General features: G+C 69.4%; 17 protein-coding genes. 14 read left to right on the top strand and 3 right to left on the bottom strand.

The window, feature by feature from the left end:
- Positions 1-8: 8 nt before the first annotated feature.
- The gene (locus ACKVMH_RS02545) at positions 9-1,034 is read left to right on the top strand and encodes an SDR family oxidoreductase (RefSeq protein WP_412699115.1); all 1,026 of its coding nucleotides are present in this window, start codon (positions 9-11) and stop codon (positions 1,032-1,034) included.
- A 63-nt stretch (positions 1,035-1,097) separates the two neighbouring features.
- A complete protein-coding gene (gene radA / locus ACKVMH_RS02540; RefSeq protein ID WP_412699114.1) occupies positions 1,098-2,516 on the top strand; it encodes a DNA repair protein RadA in 1,419 nt (472 codons plus the stop codon).
- Positions 2,517-2,659: 143 nt separating this feature from the next.
- Here radA and ACKVMH_RS02535 read toward each other — a convergent pair whose 3' ends face one another.
- A complete protein-coding gene (locus ACKVMH_RS02535; protein ID WP_412699113.1) occupies positions 2,660-3,448 on the bottom strand; it encodes a cytochrome C assembly family protein in 789 nt (262 codons plus the stop codon).
- Positions 3,449-3,535: 87 nt separating this feature from the next.
- Between ACKVMH_RS02535 and ffh the strand changes: the two genes are divergently transcribed.
- The 6 genes from ffh (at position 3,536) to ACKVMH_RS02505 (ending at position 7,633) form a co-directional block, all read left to right on the top strand.
- The gene (gene ffh, locus ACKVMH_RS02530; protein WP_215218264.1) at positions 3,536-4,900 is read left to right on the top strand and encodes a signal recognition particle protein; all 1,365 of its coding nucleotides are present in this window, start codon (positions 3,536-3,538) and stop codon (positions 4,898-4,900) included.
- 98 nt (positions 4,901-4,998) lie between these two features.
- Positions 4,999-5,256: a 30S ribosomal protein S16 gene (gene rpsP, locus ACKVMH_RS02525; protein ID WP_215218263.1), complete on the top strand. Its 258-nt coding sequence runs from the start codon at positions 4,999-5,001 to the stop codon at positions 5,254-5,256.
- A gap of 37 nt (positions 5,257-5,293) precedes the next feature.
- On the top strand, positions 5,294-5,809 hold the full coding sequence (gene rimM / locus ACKVMH_RS02520) for a ribosome maturation factor RimM (protein WP_215218262.1): 516 nt from the start codon (positions 5,294-5,296) through the stop codon (positions 5,807-5,809).
- Positions 5,810-5,819: 10 nt separating this feature from the next.
- Positions 5,820-6,569, top strand: coding sequence for a tRNA (guanosine(37)-N1)-methyltransferase TrmD (gene trmD / locus ACKVMH_RS02515; RefSeq protein WP_412699112.1), 750 nt, complete (start codon positions 5,820-5,822; stop codon positions 6,567-6,569).
- Between the two features lie 111 nt (positions 6,570-6,680).
- On the top strand, positions 6,681-7,085 hold the full coding sequence (gene rplS / locus ACKVMH_RS02510) for a 50S ribosomal protein L19 (RefSeq protein ID WP_215218260.1): 405 nt from the start codon (positions 6,681-6,683) through the stop codon (positions 7,083-7,085).
- A 134-nt stretch (positions 7,086-7,219) separates the two neighbouring features.
- A complete protein-coding gene (locus ACKVMH_RS02505; RefSeq protein WP_412699111.1) occupies positions 7,220-7,633 on the top strand; it encodes an RNA-binding S4 domain-containing protein in 414 nt (137 codons plus the stop codon).
- Between the two features lie 25 nt (positions 7,634-7,658).
- On the opposite strand, the gene ACKVMH_RS02500 is transcribed toward ACKVMH_RS02505, so the two are convergent.
- Together ACKVMH_RS02500 and mutS are read right to left on the bottom strand one after the other, a co-directional pair.
- Positions 7,659-9,803 carry a TonB-dependent receptor family protein gene (locus tag ACKVMH_RS02500; protein ID WP_412699110.1) on the bottom strand — a complete coding sequence of 715 codons (2,145 nt, stop codon included), beginning with the start codon at positions 9,801-9,803 and terminating at the stop codon, positions 7,659-7,661.
- Between the two features lie 108 nt (positions 9,804-9,911).
- The gene (gene mutS, locus ACKVMH_RS02495) at positions 9,912-12,449 is read right to left on the bottom strand and encodes a DNA mismatch repair protein MutS (RefSeq protein WP_412699126.1); all 2,538 of its coding nucleotides are present in this window, start codon (positions 12,447-12,449) and stop codon (positions 9,912-9,914) included.
- Between the two features lie 154 nt (positions 12,450-12,603).
- On the opposite strand from mutS, the gene ACKVMH_RS02490 reads away from it, so the two are divergent.
- The 6 genes from ACKVMH_RS02490 (at position 12,604) to csrA (ending at position 18,744) form a co-directional block, all read left to right on the top strand.
- The gene (locus ACKVMH_RS02490; RefSeq protein ID WP_412699109.1) at positions 12,604-13,104 is read left to right on the top strand and encodes a CinA family protein; all 501 of its coding nucleotides are present in this window, start codon (positions 12,604-12,606) and stop codon (positions 13,102-13,104) included.
- A gap of 54 nt (positions 13,105-13,158) precedes the next feature.
- Positions 13,159-13,806, top strand: coding sequence for a transcriptional repressor LexA (gene lexA / locus ACKVMH_RS02485; RefSeq protein ID WP_412699108.1), 648 nt, complete (start codon positions 13,159-13,161; stop codon positions 13,804-13,806).
- A gap of 172 nt (positions 13,807-13,978) precedes the next feature.
- Positions 13,979-15,019 (top strand): recombinase RecA, encoded by a 1,041-nt coding sequence (gene recA, locus ACKVMH_RS02480; protein WP_215218254.1) that lies wholly within the window; start codon positions 13,979-13,981, stop codon positions 15,017-15,019.
- A 16-nt stretch (positions 15,020-15,035) separates the two neighbouring features.
- A complete protein-coding gene (gene recX, locus ACKVMH_RS02475) occupies positions 15,036-15,572 on the top strand; it encodes a recombination regulator RecX (protein WP_412699107.1) in 537 nt (178 codons plus the stop codon).
- Between the two features lie 198 nt (positions 15,573-15,770).
- The gene (gene alaS, locus ACKVMH_RS02470) at positions 15,771-18,407 is read left to right on the top strand and encodes an alanine--tRNA ligase (RefSeq protein ID WP_412699106.1); all 2,637 of its coding nucleotides are present in this window, start codon (positions 15,771-15,773) and stop codon (positions 18,405-18,407) included.
- Positions 18,408-18,540: 133 nt separating this feature from the next.
- On the top strand, positions 18,541-18,744 hold the full coding sequence (gene csrA / locus ACKVMH_RS02465; protein ID WP_215218251.1) for a carbon storage regulator CsrA: 204 nt from the start codon (positions 18,541-18,543) through the stop codon (positions 18,742-18,744).
- Positions 18,745-18,780: the final 36 nt, after the last annotated feature.

Below are 18,780 nucleotides of genomic sequence, written 5' to 3'. Positions count from 1 at the left end.
AGGACGGCATGACGGGTCGATACGAGCAGGCGAAGACGGTACTACGCGCGGAACCCAGGACCTGGCTGGTGACGGGGTGCGCCGGGTTCATCGGCTCCAACCTGCTCGAGGCACTGCTGCGGCTGGACCAGCGGGCCATCGGGCTGGACAACTTCGCCACGGGGTTCCGACACAACCTGGACGAAGTGCAGGGGACGGTCACGCCGGAGCAGTGGGCCCGGTTCGAGTTCATCGAAGGCGACATCTGCGACCTCGATACCTGCCGGCGTGCCTGTTCGACGGTCGAGCACGTGTTGCACCAGGCGGCATTGGGCTCGGTGCCCCGGTCGCTCGAGAATCCCATCGCCACCAATCGGGCGAACATCGATGGCTTCCTCAACATGCTGGTGGCCGCGCGCGACGCGCAGGTGCGCAGCTTCATCTACGCCGCCAGCAGTTCGACCTACGGCGATCACCCGGCGCTTCCGAAGGTCGAGGACCGGATCGGCAAGCCGCTGTCCCCGTACGCGGTGACCAAGTACGTCAACGAGTTGTACGCGGACGTGTTCGCGCGGTGTTACGGCTTCCCGACCATCGGATTGCGCTACTTCAACGTGTTCGGCAAGCGGCAGAACCCCGGTGGCGCCTACGCGGCGGTCATCCCCAAGTGGACGGCGGCGATGATTCGCGGCGAGGAGGTCTGCATCAACGGCGATGGCCAGACCAGCCGCGATTTCACCTTCGTCGAGAACGCGATCCAGGCGAACCTGCTTGCTGCGACGGCACCGGAGGCAGCGCGGCCCCGCGTCTACAACATGGCCGTAGGCGACCGGAACACGCTTGAGCAGCTGTTCGAGGCGATCCGTGGCGCGCTCGCGGGGTGCGGAGTGGCCTACGGGCGCGAGCCTGTGTACCGCGAGTTCCGGCCGGGCGACGTGCGGCACTCACTGGCCGACGTGAGCGCCGCGCGCGAACTGCTCGGCTACCGTCCGACCCACGACCTGGCCGCCGGGCTGGCGGCCGCAATGCCCTGGTACGTGCGCAACCTATCCTGACCGTCTCGCTGCGCGCGACGGCCTGCCGGTACATTGGCACCTGGTCCCCTCGCGCACGCCCCCATGTCCATCGCCGCCAAGCCACCCCGATCCGCCGCCAAGGCCAAGGTCGCCTACGTCTGCAACGACTGCGGCGCCGACCACAACAAGTGGCAGGGCCAGTGCGCCGAGTGTGGCGAGTGGAACACGCTCAGTGAGTTCGTGATCGAGTCCGCCGCGGCGCAGAAGGCCGGCGGTGCGGGCGCGTCGCGACGCAGCGGCTGGGCCGGCAAGGTCGACCCGCCAAAGGTCACCGCGTTGAAGGATGTCGCCCACACCGAGCATGCGCGGGTGTCGACTGGAATCGGCGAGCTCGACCGGGTGCTCGGGGGCGGGCTCGTCAGCGGCGCGGTCGTGCTGGTGGGCGGCGATCCGGGCATCGGCAAGTCGACGCTCCTGTTGCAGGCGGTCGCCCGGATGGCGGGCACGCTGCCGGCGCTCTATGTGACTGGCGAGGAGTCGCTGTCACAGGTGGCCGGGCGCGCGCAGCGGCTCGACCTGCCGTTGGACGGCATCAGCGCGCTGGCCGAGACCGGCGTGGAGCGCATCCTGGAGCAGGCGGTGGCGACTCGGCCGGGCCTGATCGTGGCCGACTCGGTGCAGACGCTGTGGACCGAATCGCTGACGGCGGCTCCCGGTTCGGTCAGCCAGGTCCGCGAGAGCGCAGCGCGGCTGGTGCGCTACGCAAAGGAGACCGGCACCGCGGTGTTCCTGGTCGGCCACGTCACCAAGGAGGGCGGCATCGCCGGCCCGCGCGTGCTCGAGCACATGGTCGACGCGGTGCTGTACTTCGAAGGCGAGTCGGGCAGCCGCTTTCGGGTGCTTCGCGCATTCAAGAACCGCTTCGGCGCGGTCAACGAGCTGGGCGTGTTCGCGATGGGCGACAAGGGCCTGCGCGAGGTGCCCAACCCGTCGGCGATCTTCCTGTCGGGCAGCGCGAGCCCGCAACCGGGCAGCTGCGTGATGGTCACGCGCGAAGGCACCCGGCCGTTGCTGGTCGAGGTGCAGGCGCTGGTGGACGCCTCGCCACTGAGCAACCCACGCCGGGTCGCGGTCGGCATGGAGGGCAACCGGCTGGCGATGCTGCTGGCGGTACTGCATCGGCACGGCGGGGTGGGGGTGGGCGACCAGGACGTATTCGTCAACGTGGTCGGCGGCATCCGCGTGCAGGAGACCGCAGCCGACCTGCCGGTGCTGCTGGCGGTGTTGTCGAGCTTGCGTGACAGGCCGCTGGCCGAGCGCACGATCGCGTTCGGCGAAGTCGGCCTGTCCGGCGAAATACGCCCGGTGCCCAACGGCGAGGACCGCCTGAAGGAAGCGGCGACCCATGGTTTCAAGCGGGCGATCATCCCCAAGGCCAACGCGCCGAAGTCCCGCCGCATTGGCGAGATGGAGGTCGTTGCCGTGGAGCGGCTGTCCGATGCGCTGGAGGCGGCGGAGTAGCGGCTGGACCGAGTCACCCGTGCACCCCGCCACGGGCCGCCCCGCCGTAGGAGCGAAGTAAGTCGCGATGCCACTGGCCTGGCCCTTCGATGGACAGGTCGCGACTTACGTCGCTCCTACGTTCAAGCCACGCGGTCGCGCGGCTACACCCCGTAGCCCAGCACCAGCTCCAGCACGAACTTGCTGCCGAAGAACGCCAGCACCAGCAGCGCCATTGCCGCCAGGGTCCAGCGCGCCGCGACGCGACCGCGCCAGCCGTAGCGCCAGCGCCCGACCAGCAGGCATCCGAACACCAGCCACGACAGCACGCTGAGCACGGTCTTGTGGACGAGGTGCTGGGCGAACATGTCGGCGACGAACAACGCGCCGGTCAGCAAGGTGGCACTGAGCAGGATGAAGCCGGCGGCGATCGTCCGGAACAGCAGCGTCTCCAATGCCACCAGCGGGGGCAGGGCGCGCAGCCAGCCATGGAACTCGCGGCGGCGCAGCGCGCGCTCCTGCAGCCACAGCATCAACGCAAGCAGCGCGGCCACCGCGAGCGTCGCGTAGGCCAGCAGCGCCAGCCAGGCGTGCAGTTGCAGGCGCCAGTCCAGCGGCTCGGGCGGCACGTGGCCGTAGAGCTCGCAGGCCACCAGCGCCGCGGCCGCCAGCGGGAACACCACCACCCCCAGCGCGGCCATCCGCCCGCCGGCGCCGACCAGCGTGGTCAGAATCGCCATGCCCAGGCCGACCAGTGACAGCGCAGCAAAGAAATGCAGGTCGGCGCCGCCGATGGCGCGCCAGGCCAGCACGTGGGCGGCGCCGTGGAGCACCATCGCCACCAGTGCCGGCAACAGCCACGCGCGACCATGGCCATCCTCGCGCCGGACGTTGACCACCAGCAGCATGCTGGCGGTGAGGTAAAGCACGGCGGCGATGAGAACGATTGTCATCGCCCAAGTGTAGCCGGGCCGGTCGCCGATGACGCCGGTACGGCCCGTATAATTCGCGGTCCCCAACGTTCCGCGGCGTCCCTGTCCATGTTCGAATCCCTGACCCAGCGCCTGTCCGGCACCATCGAGCGGCTGCGCGGCCGCGGCCGGCTGACCGAGGAGAACATCCGCGAGTCGCTGCGCGAGGTCCGCATCGCGCTGCTGGAAGCCGACGTCGCGCTGCCGGTGGTGCAGGCGCTGATCGAGCGGATCAAGGTCCGTGCGGTCGGCCAGGAGGTTCTGAAGTCGCTGACCCCGGGTCAGGCACTGATCAAGGTCGTGCGCGACGAGATGACCACGGTCATGGGGTCGCAGGCCAACGACCTGAATCTCAACGTGCCGGCTCCGGCGGTCATCCTGATGGCCGGCCTGCAGGGCGCGGGCAAGACCACCACGGTCGGCAAGCTGGCCAAGCACCTCAAGGACAAGCGCAAGAAGAAGGTCATGGTGGTGTCGGCCGACGTCTACCGGCCGGCGGCGATCGCCCAGCTGGAGACGCTGGCCCAGCAGGTGGACGTGCTGTTCTTCCCGTCCACGGCCGACCAGAAGCCCGAGGCCATCGTCCGCGCCGCGATCGACGATGCGCGCAAGTCCTTCGTCGACGTGCTGATCGTCGATACCGCGGGCCGCCTCGCGATCGACGAGGCGATGATGGCGGAGATCAAGGCGCTGCACGCCGCGGTCAACCCGGCCGAGACCCTGTTCGTGGTCGATTCCATGACCGGCCAGGACGCGGCCAACACCGCCAAGGCGTTTGGCGAGGCGCTGCCACTGACCGGCGTGGTGCTGACCAAGACCGACGGTGACGCCCGCGGCGGCGCGGCGCTGTCGGTGCGCTACGTCACCGGCAAGCCGATCAAGTTCATCGGCGTCAGCGAGAAGCCCGACGGCCTGGACGTGTTCCACCCCGACCGCGTCGCCAGCCGCATCCTCGACATGGGCGACGTGCTGAGCCTGGTCGAGCAGGTCGAGCAGCAGGTCGACAAGGACAAGGCGACCCGGCTGGCCGAGAAGGTCGCCAAGGGCAAGAAGTTCGACCTCAACGACATGAAGGACCAGCTCGAGCAGATGCAGAACATGGGCGGCATCAGCGGCCTGATGGACAAGCTGCCGGGCATGGGCCAGATCCCCGAGTCGGTGAAGGCGCAGGTGACCGGCAAGGAAGTCCCGCGCCTGGTGGCCATCATCAACTCGATGACCAAGAAGGAGCGCCGTAACCCGGCGTTGCTGAACGGATCCCGCCGCAAGCGGATCGCCGCCGGCGCCGGCGTTACACCGGCCGACGTAAACAAGCTGATGAAGCAGTACCAGCAGATGGAGAAAATGATGGGCAAGCTGGGCCGCGGCGGCATGAAGGGCATGATGCGCGGCATGCGCGGGATGATGGGCGGTCGCGGCGGCATGCCGTTCTAGGGCCGTACGGCGGCGCTTCCATCGAGGGCGGAACACCCTTTATACTTGCCGGCTTACCCCGTCATCCCGGCGGCTGGGCAACACAGGAAAGCAACCCCATGGTCAAGATCCGACTGACCCGCGGCGGCGCCAAGAAGCGTCCCTTCTACCACATCATCGTCACCGACAGCCGCAGCGCCCGCGACGGCCGCAACATCGAGCGCGTTGGTTTCTACAACCCGATTGCCACTGGTGGCGAGAAGCGCGTCGAGCTCGACCTCGAGCGCGTGAAGCACTGGCTGGGCAACGGCGCGCAGCTGACCGACAAGGTCGCCGTGCTGTACAAGGAAGCGGCCAAGACCGCTACCGCGGCCTGATCTGCCGGGCCGCCCACGCGGCGGCCCGCTTCCGGCAATGAACGATCAAGGGCGTCGCATCCTCCTCGGCAGGGTGGCCGGCGCCCTTGGCTTGCGTGGCGAGGTCAAGCTCGAGTCCTGGACCGAGCCCCGCCTGGAGATCTTCCGTTACCAGCCTTGGACCCTGCGCGACGCACAGGGCCGCGAGCGGCTGGTCGAGGGCGTGCGCGGGCACGAGCAGGGCAAGCACCTGGTGGCGCGCTTCCCCGATGTCGATGACCGCACTGCGGCCGAGGCCCTGCGGGGACTGGAGATCCACGTCCCGCGTGACGCGCTGCCCCCGCCCAAGCCGGGCGAGTTCTACTGGGTCGACCTGGAAGGGCTGCGCGTGGTCAACCTCGAAGGGGTCGACCTGGGGAACGTCTCCCACCTGTTCTCCACCGGTGCCAATGACGTGCTGGTCGCGCGGGACTCCGAGCGCGAGCGCATGATCCCGTTCGTCAGGCCGCAGTACGTGACCGACATCGACCTGGCAACGCGCACGATCACCGTCGACTGGGACCCGGACTTCTAGTTCGCGCCGCATGCGCATCGACGTCATCAGCCTGTTCCCCGACTTCATCGCCCAGTGTGCGGCGTTCGGGGTGACCGGGCGCGCGGTCGAGCGGGGGCTCCTGTCGCTGCATGCCTGGAACCCGCGTGACCACGCCGAGGGCAACTACCGCCGGGTGGACGACCGTCCGTTCGGCGGTGGCCCTGGCATGGTGATGTTGATCGATCCGTTGCGTGCCAGCCTGGCCGCGGCCCGTGCCGACGACCCGGCGCCGGCGCGGGTCATCTACTTGAGCCCGCAGGGCGCGCCGCTGACCCAAGCCAAGGCCCGCGAACTGGCCGGCCAGGAACGGCTCGTGCTGCTGTGCGGGCGCTACGAAGGAATCGATGAGCGTTTCATCGAGGCCGAGGTGGACGAGGAGCTGTCGATCGGCGACTACGTGCTGTCGGGCGGCGAGCTGGCCGCGGCGGTGGTGGTTGACGCCGTGGCGCGGCTGCAGGATGGCGCGCTCAACGATGCCGAGTCGGCGGTGCAGGACAGTTTCGAGGACGGCCTGCTGGACTGCCCGCACTACACCCGCCCGGTCGAGCACGCACTGGGCGCGGTGCCGGCGGTGCTGATGTCGGGCAACCATGCCGAGATCGCCCGCTGGCGCCGGCAGCAGTCGCTGGTGCGGACGCTGCAGCGGCGGCCGGACCTGCTGGACGAGGCGGCGCTGTCGAAGGCCGACCGCAAGCTGCTGGACGCATGGCGGACCCGGCAAGCGGGCGAGGGCAGCTAACCCCTAGCCACACAAGGAAATTTGCCGCTATAATGCGCGGCTTAGCTGCATCCACGCCATGACGCGGGTCCACGTGCACTCGCGCAACAACTAATCCAACAGGCCGTCACCATGAACAAGCCCTCGCTCAACACGCTGCTGCAGGAATTCGAGACCGGACAGGTGCAGCGCCAGCTGCCCGCGTTCAGCCCCGGCGACACCGTCGTCGTCAACGTCAAGGTCAAGGAAGGCAACCGCGAGCGCGTCCAGGCCTACGAGGGCGTGGTCATCGCGACCAAGAACGCCGGCCTCAACTCCGCCTTCACCGTCCGCAAGATCTCGCACGGTTTCGGCGTCGAGCGCGTGTTCCAGACCCACAGCTCCACCATCGATTCGGTCGAAGTGAAGCGCCGTGGCAAGGTCCGCGCCGGCAAGCTGTACTACCTGCGTGGCCTGGAAGGCAAGAAGGCGCGCATCAAGGAAGACCTGGCCGCCTACGCCAAGGCGAAGGCCGAGGCCGCCGCAGCCGCGGAGTAATCCGCGCCGCGCGATGCGCAGCAACGGCCGCCTCCGGGCGGCCGTTTGCGTTTGGGGTGTGGGGGCGTGGGGCCAGCGGCCAGTGCATTGTCCCGGTTCATTCCGCTCCCACCCGGCTTTTCTACAATCGTTCAATGACATCGACCCCTTCCATCGAAGCCCCCGGCACGGTGCGCCTGGACCTGTGGCTTTGGGCGGCGCGGTTCTTCAAGACGCGCAGCCTGGCGCGCGACGCGATCGAGCACGGCAAGGTCGAGGTCGGTGGGCAGCGCCCGAAGGCGTCGCGTGCCGTGCGCGTCGGGGATGCCCTGCGGATCGGCCGCGGCGATGAGCTGTTCCACGTCACGGTGCTCGGGTTGAGCGATACCCGCGGGCCGGCGAAGGTGGCCCAGTCGCTCTACGAGGAGTCGGCCGAATCGCGCAGCGAGCGCGAACGCCTGCGTGTCTTGCGGGCAGCCGAGCGTGCGGGGTACCGCCCGCCGGAGACGCGGCCGGACAAACGCGCGCGGCGGCTCATCCGCGCCCTGGGCGATATCGACGCCCTGTAAGCGCTGCTTCGCCGACGACCCAACGCTAGAACGCCTTTGTCGCGTCCAGCCCGACCATCCAGTGCCGCCCTGGCGCCGGCTCAAAGTACCGCCCGCCGCCGGCGTTGACGATGACCGAGCCGACCACGTCGCGGTCGAACAGGTTGTTGACCCGGGCGAACCCGCGCCATTCCAGCCCCGCCGCGCGGAACCGCCGCTCGGCCGCCAGGTCGAAGCTGGTGTAGGCCGGCGCCGCTTCGCTGTTGGCGTCGTCGGCGAACACCCGGTCGACGAAGCGGCCCTGCAACATCACGTCGGTGTGCTCCACCGGGCGCCAGCGCAGTTCCGCCCAGGCCGTGTTGCGTGCCAGTCCGGGGATATGCCGGCCGGCTTCGATCACCACGTCGTCCTGGTTGCACGGTGGGCTGCCGCACACGACGAAGTCGTCGCGGTAGCGCGCATCCAGGAAGGTGTAGGCGGCGGCGAGGTGCCAGCGCGGCGCCAGCGCGCCCTCGACCGCGAACTCCGCGCCGCGCCGGCGTGTCGTCCCCGCATTGTCGTAGACGCTGCGCCCACCCTCGTTGGCGGCGACCACCAGCTCGTCGGTGGTCCGGCTGTGGAACAGCGCGGCCGAGTATGCCCAGCCCCCATGGCGCGCCCGCACGCCGATTTCCTGGTTGCGGCTGCGCGCCGGCGCCAGGGTGTCGTTGAGTCCGCCCTGGCCGTCACTGCGGTACGCCAGCTCCGAGAAAGTCGGCGTCTCGAACCCGGCGCCCGCGTTGGCGTACAGGCTGAGCCACGGTGTCGCCCGGAAGAGTACGCCGGCCACCGGCGAGGTGCGCGCGTACTCCAGCACCCCGCTGTCGTCGGGGTTGATGGCGGTGACGAAGCGGTCGTCCGACTCGAACTCGACCTCGCTGTGGCGCACGCCCATGTGCAGGCGCCAGCGCTCGGCCGGAGCCCATTCGGCCTGCAGGTACACGTCGTTGGCGGTCACCCGGTTGCGCTCGTCGCGGCGCAGCGCGCCGACAACGCCGACGTCGCTGCCGGTGAAGTTTTCGAAACCCAGCCGGTGCTCGTCCGACACTTCGTAGTCGAGCCCGGCGGTCAGCGCGAACGGCCGACCGGCCAGCTCGGTGGACCAACGCCAGCGGCCGTCGATGCCGTGGTAGTCGCGGTCCAGGTCGATCGCGCCGCCGTTGTGCAGGGGGTTGTCGCGCTGCACCGCCACCGGCACGGACAGCATCTGGGTGGTGGCGCGGTTGCCGGCCCAGGCGGTGACCGCGATCTCGTGGCCGGCCGACAGCGTGTGTTCCACGCGGGCGCCGAACTGGTCCTGCCGGACCGTCTTGCGGGTATCGAACGTGAGCGCGCCGTCGCTCGCCGCGCGGCGGTCGTCCCGCACCTGCGCGGCGGTCAGCCCTTGCGGATCGTCGGCGGTGAGGTCGAGACCGTTGAACAACAGGGTGTAGCGCCCGCCGTCCCCGAATGTGCCGCGCAGCAGCGCCTGCCCACTGGTGCGGTGCGAGGCGCTGTGGTCGCGGTAGCCGTCGCTGTCGATGTCGATCAGGTCGAGCAGCAGATCGCCCTGCGTGCCGGACCGCCCATCTTCCGCGCCCCACGGGGTGTGGAACGAAAGCGACGATTTGCGCAGCCCGTTGGCACCGGCGACGAAACCGGCACCCAGCGTCGGTACCGGTGGTGCGTCGGCGGTGAACAGTTCGATGACCCCGCCGGATGCATTGCCGTACAGCGCCGAGAACGGACCGCGCAGGACCTCGATCCGGCCGGCGGACTCCAGCGGGAAGTGCGAGACCTGGCCCTGCCCGTCCGGCATCGTCGCCGGGATGCCGTCGGTGTACAGCCGCACCCCGCGCACGCCGAAGGCCGCGCGTGCGCCGTAGCCGCGGATCGAGACCTGCAGGTCCTGCGCCTGGTTCTGCCGGTCGCGCGCGACCACACCTGGAACCCGCTGCAGCGATTCCGACAGGTCGATCCTGGGCTGTGCGCGGTCGATCTCGTCCGCATCGACCACGTCGATCGCGGCCGGCACCAGCAGAGCATCGTCGGGCGAGCGCGTGGCCGTGACAACCACCGAGTCCAGCTCGGTCGCGTCATCGCGCGACTGCGCCGTGGCGGGACCCGGCAGGAAAGCGACGGCGGGGACGAGGGCGAACAGGTAGGCGCGCATGGTCTTCCTTGTGTGCTGTGTGGGGGCACCATAGGCAACGCACGTCACCCGGCGGGTGAAAGTGCGCGAACCGCGGTACGACACGATCCGGCTCAGCGTCCCCGCGCATCACCCCAGCGATTTGAGCCGGTACAGCGCCTCCAGCGCCTGCCGCGGCGTGAGTTCGTCGGGGTCAAGCGCCGCCAGTGCGTCCAGCGCCGCGGAGGGTTGTGAGAACAACCCGATCTGCTGCGGCTGGTCGAGCGCGGCGGCCGCCATCGATGGCCTGGGCGCGTCGCGGCTCTGCTGCTCCAGCTCGGCCAGCCGGCCGCGCGCCTGGCTTACCACCGCGCGCGGCAGTCCGGCCAGCGCGGCCACCTGCAGTCCGAAGCTGCGGTCGGCCGGCCCGTCCTTGACCGCGTGCATGAAGACGAGCGCGTCGCCGTGCTCGACCGCGTCGAGGTGGACGTTGGCGATGCCCGACCCCGGCTCGGCAAGCGTCGTCAGTTCGAAATAGTGCGTCGCAAACAGGGTGTAGGCACGGTTTGCCTGGGCCAGGTGTCGAGCACACGCTTCGGCCAGCGCGAGGCCGTCGTAGGTCGAGGTGCCGCGGCCGATCTCGTCCATCAGCACCAGTGACTGGTCGGTCGCGTGGTGGAGGATGTAGCTGGTTTCGCTCATCTCGACCATGAAGGTCGACTGCCCGCGGGCAAGGTCGTCGCCGGCGCCGATGCGGGTCAGGATGCGGTCGACCGGGCCGATCACCGCGCGGCTTGCCGGCACGAAGCTGCCGATGTGGGCAAGCAGCACGATCAGCGCGTTCTGGCGCATGTAGGTGCTCTTGCCACCCATGTTCGGGCCGGTGATTACCAGCATCCGGCGGTCTTCGTGCACGACCAGGTCGTTGGGCTCGAACGGCTCGTCGCGCACCGCCTCGACCACCGGGTGGCGCCCGCGCTCGATATGGATGCCCGGGTCTTCGGCCAGCTCGGGGCGGCTCCAGTCGAGCTGCTCCGCGCGCTCGGCCAGGCAGGCCAGCACGTCCAGCTCGGCGAGCGCGGCGGCGCAATGCTTGAGCGGCTCCAGCCGTCCAGCCAGCGCATCGAGCAGTTGCTCGTACAGCAGCCGCTCGCGCGCAAGCGCCCGTTCGCGCGCCGACAGCACCTTGTCCTCGAACGCCTTGAGTTCCTCGGTGATGTAGCGCTCGGCGTTGGTCAGCGTCTGGCGGCGTGTGTAGTGCGTCGGTGCCTTGGCTGCGTGCGCCTTGCCGACTTCCAGGTAATAGCCGTGGACCCGGTTGTAGCCGACCTTGAGGGTCGGGATGCCACTGGCTTCGCGCTCGCGGGCTTCCAGATCGACCAGGAACTGGTCGGCGTGGGTCGACAGCCCGCGCAACTCATCGAGTTCGGGGTCGTGGCCCTCGGCGAACACGCCGCCGTCGCGCGCGAGCACCGGCGGCTGGTCGACGATCGCGCACTTCAACAGGTGGGCGTGCTCATCGTGCTCGCCGAGTTCCCCGGCAAGCGTGGCCAGCCGCGGGGAGTCCAGCGACCCCAGCAGGGCACGGACACCGGGGAGCAGGCCGAGGCCGTCGCGCAGTGTCGACAGGTCACGGGGCCGCGCGCTGCGCAGGGCGATGCGCGACAGGATCCGCTCCAGATCGCCCAAGGCGCGGAAGAGTTCGCGCAAGCCGTCGCCGGCGCGCGAGTCGATCAGCGTCTGCACCGCCTGGTGGCGGCGGCGCAGCACGTCCCGGTCGCGCAGCGGCCGGTGCAGCCAGCGCCGCAGCAGGCGCCCGCCCATCGGTGTCACGGTCGAGTCGAGTACGCCGAGGAGGGTGTGGCGGTTGTCGCCGTCGACGCGGGTGTCGAGTTCGAGATGGCGACGTGTGGCCGCGTTCATCGCGATCGCCCCGTCGCCCGATTCGAGCGCGATCGAGGTCAGGTGCGGAAGGCGCTGCTTCTGGGTTTCCTCGACGTAGCCGAGCAGGGCCGCCGCGGCGGCGATGGCCAGCGGCCGGTCGTCGATGCCGAAGCCACCCAGGTCGTGCAGGCCGAAGAACCGCAGCAACTGGCGGCGGCCACTGTCGGCGTCGAACAGCCAGGGTGCGCGCCGACGCACGCCGCTACGGCCGGCGACGAAGGCCGGCCAGCCGTCCTCGTCGGCGCACAGGGTCTCGGCCGGTTCCAACCGCGCCAGCTCGGCCTCGAGCGCGTCCTCGCTGGCAACCTCGTTGACCAGGAAACGTCCGCCGGCCAGGTCCGCCCAGGCGATGCCGTAGCCGTGCTTCGACCGCGCGACCGCCAGCAGCAGGGTGTCGCGCCGCTCGCTCAGCAGCGCCTCGTCTGTCACGGTGCCCGGCGTGACGATCCTCACCACCTTGCGTTCGACCAAGCCCTTGCTCGCCGCTGGGTCGCCGATCTGCTCGCATATGGCCACCGACTCGCCCATCGCCACCAGCCGGGCCAGGTAGCCCTCGGCCGAGTGGTGCGGCACGCCCGCCATCGGGATCGGCTGCCCGGCCGAACTGCCCCGCTGGGTCAGGGTGATGTCCAGCAGCCGGGCCGCCTTGCGGGCGTCATCGAAGAACAGCTCGTAGAAATCGCCCATCCGGAAGAACAGCAACACGTCGGGCTGCTCCGCCTTGGCGGCGAAGAACTGCTTCATCAGCGGCGTGTGTTCGGCGGGGCGCGAGGCGGTCGCGGCGTCGGTATTGGGCACTGGGTTCTGCGGTCTGGTCGGGAGGCTGCCGGCCGGAACCGGCAGGGCGGCCAGTATGCCAGCCGGGTGCGCGCGACCGGCGCGGCGGTATAGTGCGCGCATGAGCAAAGACGCCTCCGACGCCGACCTGCACGCACTCGCGGAACAGGTCGGCGCCGCCGCACGCCGCCACCACCACCGCCTGGTCACGGCTGAAAGCTGCACCGGTGGCTGGATCGCCAAGACGCTGACCGATGTTGCCGGTGCCTCGGAGTGGTTCGAGTCCGGCATGGCCGCCTACAGCTACGAGGCCAAGCAGGCACTGCTTGGCGTGCAGCCGTTGACGCTGGAGACCTACGGCGCGGTCAGCCGCGAGACCGTCATCGAAATGGTGTCCGGCGCGCTGGTGCATTCCGGCGCCAGCCTGGCCGTGGCCGTGACCGGTATCGCCGGGCCGGAGGGCGGCACTGAGGACAAGCCGGTCGGCACGGTCTGGATCGCGTGGAAGCGCCGCGGCGGCTACCCGACCGCCGTGGTGTTCCATTTCGATGGCGACCGTAAGGCGGTGCGCCGCCAGACCGTGGCCGCCGCTTTGCACGGGCTGCTCGAGCTCGCCGGCTGACCCGACCCGTTGGGGGTTGCGTCGGGGGAAACGTCGTTAGTAGTATTGCTACTAATGAACGCCCTGACCGAAACCCAGCACGCCATCCTGGCCCTCATCGCCGAGCGCATTGCGGTCGACGGGATGCCGCCGTCCCAGACCGAGATCGCGCGCGGGATGGGATTCTCCAGCGTTCGCGCCGCCCAGTACCACCTCGAGGCGCTCGAGCAGGCCGGTGCGATCCGGCGCGTGCCAGGCAAGGCGCGCGGGATCCGGTTGCTGCAGCCGCCGGTTGCCGACGGGGGCGAGCAGGACTCGACGGTGCCCATGGCAGACGACGCATTGCGCCTGCCGGTGCTCGGCAGGGTCGCGGCGGGGTCGCCGATCGGAGCCGATGCCGGGGTCGACGACTACGTGCTGCTCGACCGCAACCTTTTCTTCCCTTCGCCGGACTACCTGCTCAAGGTCAAGGGCGACTCGATGCGCGACGAAGGCATCTTCGACGGCGACCTGATCGGTGTGCACCGCACGCCCGAGGCCCGCTCGGGCCAGATCGTGGTGGCGCGGATCGACGACGAGATCACCGTCAAGCTGCTGAAGATCGGCAAGGACCGGATCCGCCTGATGCCGCGCAACCCCGACTACGAGCCGATCGAGGTGCTGCCCGACCAGGACTTCGCGATCGAAGGGCTCTACTGCGGCCTGGTCCGCCGGGGGCGGTGACGGTGCTGTCCGGGGTCCTGTCGGGGTGTCTCCCGACCCGCGAGGCCGACAGGTGCCGATCGTCCGCCTCATGCCCACGCACTAGATTCAATAGCGCCGGTGCAGTCGCAGTCCATGCGACCGGCGCCGCCTAACCTGCACACATCACCTGACGCCACCAAGGAATCCCACGATGGACGAGAACAAGAAGCGCGCACTGGCTGCCGCACTGGGCCAGATCGAGAAGCAGTTCGGCAAGGGCTCGGTCATGCGCATGGGCGACCGCGTGGTGGAGGCGGCCGAGGTCATCGGTACCGGCTCGCTGATGCTCGACATCGCGCTGGGCATCGGCGGCCTGCCGAAGGGCCGCGTGGTGGAGATCTACGGGCCGGAGTCCTCCGGCAAGACCACCCTGACCCTGCAGGCGATCGCGCAGTGCCAGAAGGCCGGCGGCACCGCGGCCTTCATCGACGCCGAGCACGCGCTCGACCCGATCTACGCCGCCAAGCTGGGTGTCAACGTCGACGACCTGCTGCTGAGCCAGCCCGACACAGGCGAACAGGCGCTGGAGATCGCCGACATGCTGGTGCGTTCGGCCGCGGTCGACATCGTGGTGATCGACTCGGTGGCGGCGCTGACGCCCCGCGCCGAGATCGAGGGCGAGATGGGCGACCAGCTGCCGGGCCTGCAGGCGCGACTGATGAGCCAGGCGTTGCGCAAGCTCACCGGCAATATCAAGCGTTCCAACACGCTGGTGGTGTTCATCAACCAGCTGCGCCACAAGATCGGCCAGATGATGCCGGGCCAGAGCCCGGAGACCACCACCGGTGGCAATGCACTGAAGTTCTACGCCTCCGTGCGCCTGGACATCCGCCGCATCGGTGCGATCAAGAAGGGCGACGAGATCATCGGCAACCAGACCAAGATCAAGGTCGTCAAGAACAAGATGGCGCCGCCGTTCAAGCAGGTCATCACCGAGATCCTGTACGGCCAGGGCATCTCCCGCGAGGGCGAGCTGATCGACATGGGCGTGGAGGCCAAGCTGGTGCAGAAGGCGGGCGCCTGGTACAGCATGGGCGAGGAGCGGATCGGCCAGGGCAAGGAGAACGCCCGGCAGTACCTCAAGGAGAACCCCGCGGTCGCCCAGCGGCTCGAGGCGGAACTGCGCGAGAAGTTCGTGCCCGCCGAGGCCCGCCCGGGTGAGGACGACGACCGCGATGAAGCCGATGCCTGAGTTCCGCTGACACCCGATGGCCGACGACCGTCCCGACGATGAGGGCCGCGACGGCGGCCTGTTCGGCAACGACCCGGTGGCGACGCCGGGTCGTCGCCGCAAGCGGCAACCGGCCAGCACCACCCAGCGGGCGCTCGGCCTGCTGGTGCGGCGCGAACATTCGCGCAAGGAGCTGACCCGCAAGCTGGTGACCCGGGGCCTGGACGCCGACGAGGTCAAGGCGGCGGTCGAGAAGCTGGCCGACGCGGGCTGGCAGGACGACACCCGTTTTGCCGAGGGCCTGGTCCGCAACCGGGCCAACAGCGGATACGGCCCGATCCACATCCGCGCCGAACTCGGCACCCATGGCCTCGACAGCGACGCGATCGCCGCGGCGGTGGACAGCTTTGAAGGCGACTGGCTCGACAACGCCCGCGACCTGGTGCGCCGCCGGTACGGCGACGGGGCCCCGGATGACCTGGCCCTCCGTCGCAAGGCCGCGGACCTGCTGATGCGCCGCGGATTTCCCGGCGACATCGTCCGATCCGCCACCCGTTTCGATCCCGACGACTGACCCCGGGCCGGGCCCCTCCAGCCACCGGTCCGTCCGCTTCGCGGCATGCCCCACGCCGGGCCCCGCCGGCTCGGCATCGCAGCCTTCCCCCTGTTACGCTAAACGGCTCCCACGGTTGCCCGCGCAGCCCGTCGGCCCGGCTGCGGGTTGCCGACGTCGCGACAACCTGCCCAGCCCTTCCGATTCCGCGTGCCAGGCATGAAGACCACCAACGACATCCGTCGCGACTTCCTCGATTTCTTCCGCGAGCGCGGCCATACCATCGTGCCGTCCGCGCCGCTGGTGCCAGCCAACGATCCGACGTTGTTGTTCACCAACTCGGGCATGGTCCAGTTCAAGAACGTCTTCCTGGGCAGCGAGAAGCCCGGTTACGTGCGCGCGGCTGATGTCCAGCGCTGCCTGCGCGCCGGCGGCAAGCACAACGACCTCGACCAGGTCGGCTACACCGCGCGCCACCACACCTTCTTCGAGATGCTGGGCAATTGGTCGTTCGGCGACTACTTCAAGGAAGATGCAATCCGCTGGGCGTGGCAACTGCTGACCGAAGTCTGGAAGTTGCCGGCCGACCGCCTGACCGTCACCGTCTACCAGACCGACGACGAGGCCTATGCCATCTGGCGCGACCAGATCGGGGTGCCGGAGGCGCGCATCATCCGTATCGGCGACAACAAGGGTGCGCCGTTCGCCTCGGACAACTTCTGGCAGATGGCCGACACCGGTCCGTGTGGCCCGTGCACCGAGATCTTCTACGACCACGGCGAGCACCACTTCGGCGGCCCGCCCGGCTCGCCCGACGAGGACGGCGACCGCTTCATCGAGATCTGGAACCTGGTGTTCATGCAGTTCGACCGCCAGCCCGACGGCAGCCTCGCGCCGCTGCCGGCGCCGTGCGTCGACACCGGCATGGGCCTGGAGCGCCTGGCTGCGATCCTGCAGGGCAAGCACGGCAACTACGAGATCGACATCTTCCAGCACCTGATCAGGGCCGCCGCCGGCCTGACAGGCACCGACGACCTGGACAACAAATCGCTGCGGGTGATCGCCGACCACATCCGCGCCTGCAGCTTCCTCATCGTCGACGGCGTGCTGCCGTCCAACGAGGGCCGGGGCTACGTGCTGCGCCGGATCATCCGCCGGGCCCTGCGCCATGGCTGGATGCTCGGCCAGAAGGGGCCCTTCTTCCATCGCATGCTCGGTCCGCTGATCGAGGCGATGGGTGATGCGTATCCCGAGCTGGCGGCCAACCGCGCCCTGATCGACCGCGCGCTGCTGGCCGAGGAGGAGCGTTTCGCCGAGACGCTCGACTCGGGCATGCGGATCTTCGACGAGGTCGTGGCGCGCTCGCAGGACGGCGTGATCCCCGGCGCCGACGCGTTCCGGCTGTATGACACCTACGGCTTCCCGGTGGACCTGACGGCGGACATCGCGCGCGAGCGCGGCCTGTCGATCGACATGGACGGCTTCGAAAAAGCGATGGCGCAGCAGCGTGAGACCGCTCGCGCCGCTGGCAAGTTCGGCGGCGGCACCACGCTGCCGGCCGAACTGGTCGCGCAGCTCCAGCCGACCGGGTTCATGGGCTACGACACGCTCACAGCGGGTGGCCTGGAAGTGGTTGCACTGCTCAAGGAAGGACGCCCGGTCGAAGCGATCGAAGCGGGCGACGAGGCGCTGGTCATCCTCGACCGCACCCCGTTCTACGCCGAGAGCGGCGGCCAGGTCGGCGACGCCGGGGAGCTGGACGGCGAAGGCATGCGGTTCGCCGTCGCCGATACGCTCAAGCTTGCCGGGCAGTTCCACGGCCATGTCGGGCGCCTTGCGACGGGCACCCTCAAGCGAGGCGACCACGTGCTGGGGTCGGTCGATGGCGCGCGCCGTGGCGCGATCGTGCTGAACCACTCGGCGACCCACCTGCTGCATGCCGCGTTGCGTTCGGTGCTGGGCGAGCACGTGGTCCAGAAGGGGTCGCTGGTGGCGCCCGAGCGCCTGCGCTTCGACTTCGCCCACTTCCAGCCCGTCAGCGCCGACGAACTTGCCGAGATCGAGCGCCGCGTCAATGCCGAGATCCGGGCCAACCACGAGGCCGAGATCCACCACATGGGCATGCAGGACGCGCTCGACTTCGGTGCGATGGCGCTGTTCGGCGAGAAGTATGGCGACGAGGTCCGCGTGCTGCGGATGGGCGGCGCCTCGACCGAGCTGTGTGGCGGCACGCACGTCGGTCGTACCGGTGACATCGGCCTGTTCAAGATCGTGTCCGAAGGCGGCGTCTCCGCCGGCGTGCGCCGGATCGAGGCGCTGAGCGGGCAGGGTGCACTCGACCACGTTGCGCGCGAGGAGGAGCGTCTGGCCGAGGCCGCGCGCCTGCTGGGCGGCAACCCGTCGGACCTGGGCGACAAGCTGCGCGTCCTACTTGATCGCCAGAAGAAGCTCGAGCGCGAACTCGAAGCGCTCAAGGCCAAGGCGGCCTCGGGAGCGACTTCCGACCTGTCGGCCTCGGCGGTCGACGTCGGCGGTTTCAAGGTGCTGGCTGCCCGCGTCGAGGGGCTCGATGCCAAGGCCTTGCGCGACGCCCTCGACCGGCTCAAGCAGCAGCTCGGCGACGCCGTCGTGCTGCTGGCCGGCGCGAACGATGGCAAGGCCGCACTGGTCGCCGGCGTGAGTGGTTCCGCGTTGGGCCGGGTAAAGGCGGGCGAGCTGCTGGGCCACGTTGCCCGCCAGGTCAACGGCAAGGGTGGTGGCCGGCCCGACATGGCCCAGGGCGGTGGAGAAGACGGCCCGGCACTGGTCGCCGCGCTCTCGGCTGTGCCAAGTTGGGTGGCAAGCCAGGTGGGGTGAGGGCAGCGATCGCCCGCGCTTGTGGGGGTACCCGCGCACCCGGATAATCGATGTTTATCCAGCAGTTGGAACAGTCCCCGTATCATCGGGGCAACCGTCGACGCATGGAGCGTCGGCACAAGGAGAATTGGCAATGCTTATCCTGACGCGCCGCGTCGGTGAGACCCTGATGATCGGCGACTCGGTGACCGTCACCGTCCTCGGCGTCAAGGGCAACCAGGTACGTATCGGCATCACCGCCCCCAAAGACGTGGCGGTGCATCGCGAAGAGATCTACCAGCGCATCCAGCGGGGCGACGCCCCCGTCGATGGCGAAGAAAAAGACTCGGCCGACTGAAAAACGTTTGCCGTGTCCGGGGTGAGCCGTTATGCT

This window comes from Lysobacter zhanggongensis (assembly GCF_046638635.1).
In the GTDB taxonomy this organism is placed as follows: Bacteria; Pseudomonadota; Gammaproteobacteria; order Xanthomonadales; family Xanthomonadaceae; genus Novilysobacter; species Novilysobacter luteus.
This window is presented reverse-complemented; position numbering and strand designations above follow the sequence as displayed.

What these genes read in the sequence shown, in the direction of transcription:
- ACKVMH_RS02535 (WP_412699113.1), bottom strand. Translation starts at nt 3,448, where the DNA reads ATGACAATCGTTCTCATCGCCGCCGTGCTTTACCTCACCGCCAGCATG.
- ACKVMH_RS02490 (WP_412699109.1), top strand. Translation starts at nt 12,604, where the DNA reads ATGAGCAAAGACGCCTCCGACGCCGACCTGCACGCACTCGCGGAACAG.
- ACKVMH_RS02500 (WP_412699110.1), bottom strand. Translation starts at nt 9,803, where the DNA reads ATGCGCGCCTACCTGTTCGCCCTCGTCCCCGCCGTCGCTTTCCTGCCG.
- csrA (WP_215218251.1), top strand. Translation starts at nt 18,541, where the DNA reads ATGCTTATCCTGACGCGCCGCGTCGGTGAGACCCTGATGATCGGCGAC.
- recA (WP_215218254.1), top strand. Translation starts at nt 13,979, where the DNA reads ATGGACGAGAACAAGAAGCGCGCACTGGCTGCCGCACTGGGCCAGATC.
- radA (WP_412699114.1), top strand. Translation starts at nt 1,098, where the DNA reads ATGTCCATCGCCGCCAAGCCACCCCGATCCGCCGCCAAGGCCAAGGTC.
- lexA (WP_412699108.1), top strand. Translation starts at nt 13,159, where the DNA reads ATGAACGCCCTGACCGAAACCCAGCACGCCATCCTGGCCCTCATCGCC.
- rpsP (WP_215218263.1), top strand. Translation starts at nt 4,999, where the DNA reads ATGGTCAAGATCCGACTGACCCGCGGCGGCGCCAAGAAGCGTCCCTTC.
- alaS (WP_412699106.1), top strand. Translation starts at nt 15,771, where the DNA reads ATGAAGACCACCAACGACATCCGTCGCGACTTCCTCGATTTCTTCCGC.
- recX (WP_412699107.1), top strand. Translation starts at nt 15,036, where the DNA reads ATGGCCGACGACCGTCCCGACGATGAGGGCCGCGACGGCGGCCTGTTC.
- rplS (WP_215218260.1), top strand. Translation starts at nt 6,681, where the DNA reads ATGAACAAGCCCTCGCTCAACACGCTGCTGCAGGAATTCGAGACCGGA.
- ffh (WP_215218264.1), top strand. Translation starts at nt 3,536, where the DNA reads ATGTTCGAATCCCTGACCCAGCGCCTGTCCGGCACCATCGAGCGGCTG.
- rimM (WP_215218262.1), top strand. Translation starts at nt 5,294, where the DNA reads ATGAACGATCAAGGGCGTCGCATCCTCCTCGGCAGGGTGGCCGGCGCC.
- ACKVMH_RS02545 (WP_412699115.1), top strand. Translation starts at nt 9, where the DNA reads ATGACGGGTCGATACGAGCAGGCGAAGACGGTACTACGCGCGGAACCC.
- mutS (WP_412699126.1), bottom strand. Translation starts at nt 12,449, where the DNA reads ATGAAGCAGTTCTTCGCCGCCAAGGCGGAGCAGCCCGACGTGTTGCTG.
- ACKVMH_RS02505 (WP_412699111.1), top strand. Translation starts at nt 7,220, where the DNA reads ATGACATCGACCCCTTCCATCGAAGCCCCCGGCACGGTGCGCCTGGAC.
- trmD (WP_412699112.1), top strand. Translation starts at nt 5,820, where the DNA reads ATGCGCATCGACGTCATCAGCCTGTTCCCCGACTTCATCGCCCAGTGT.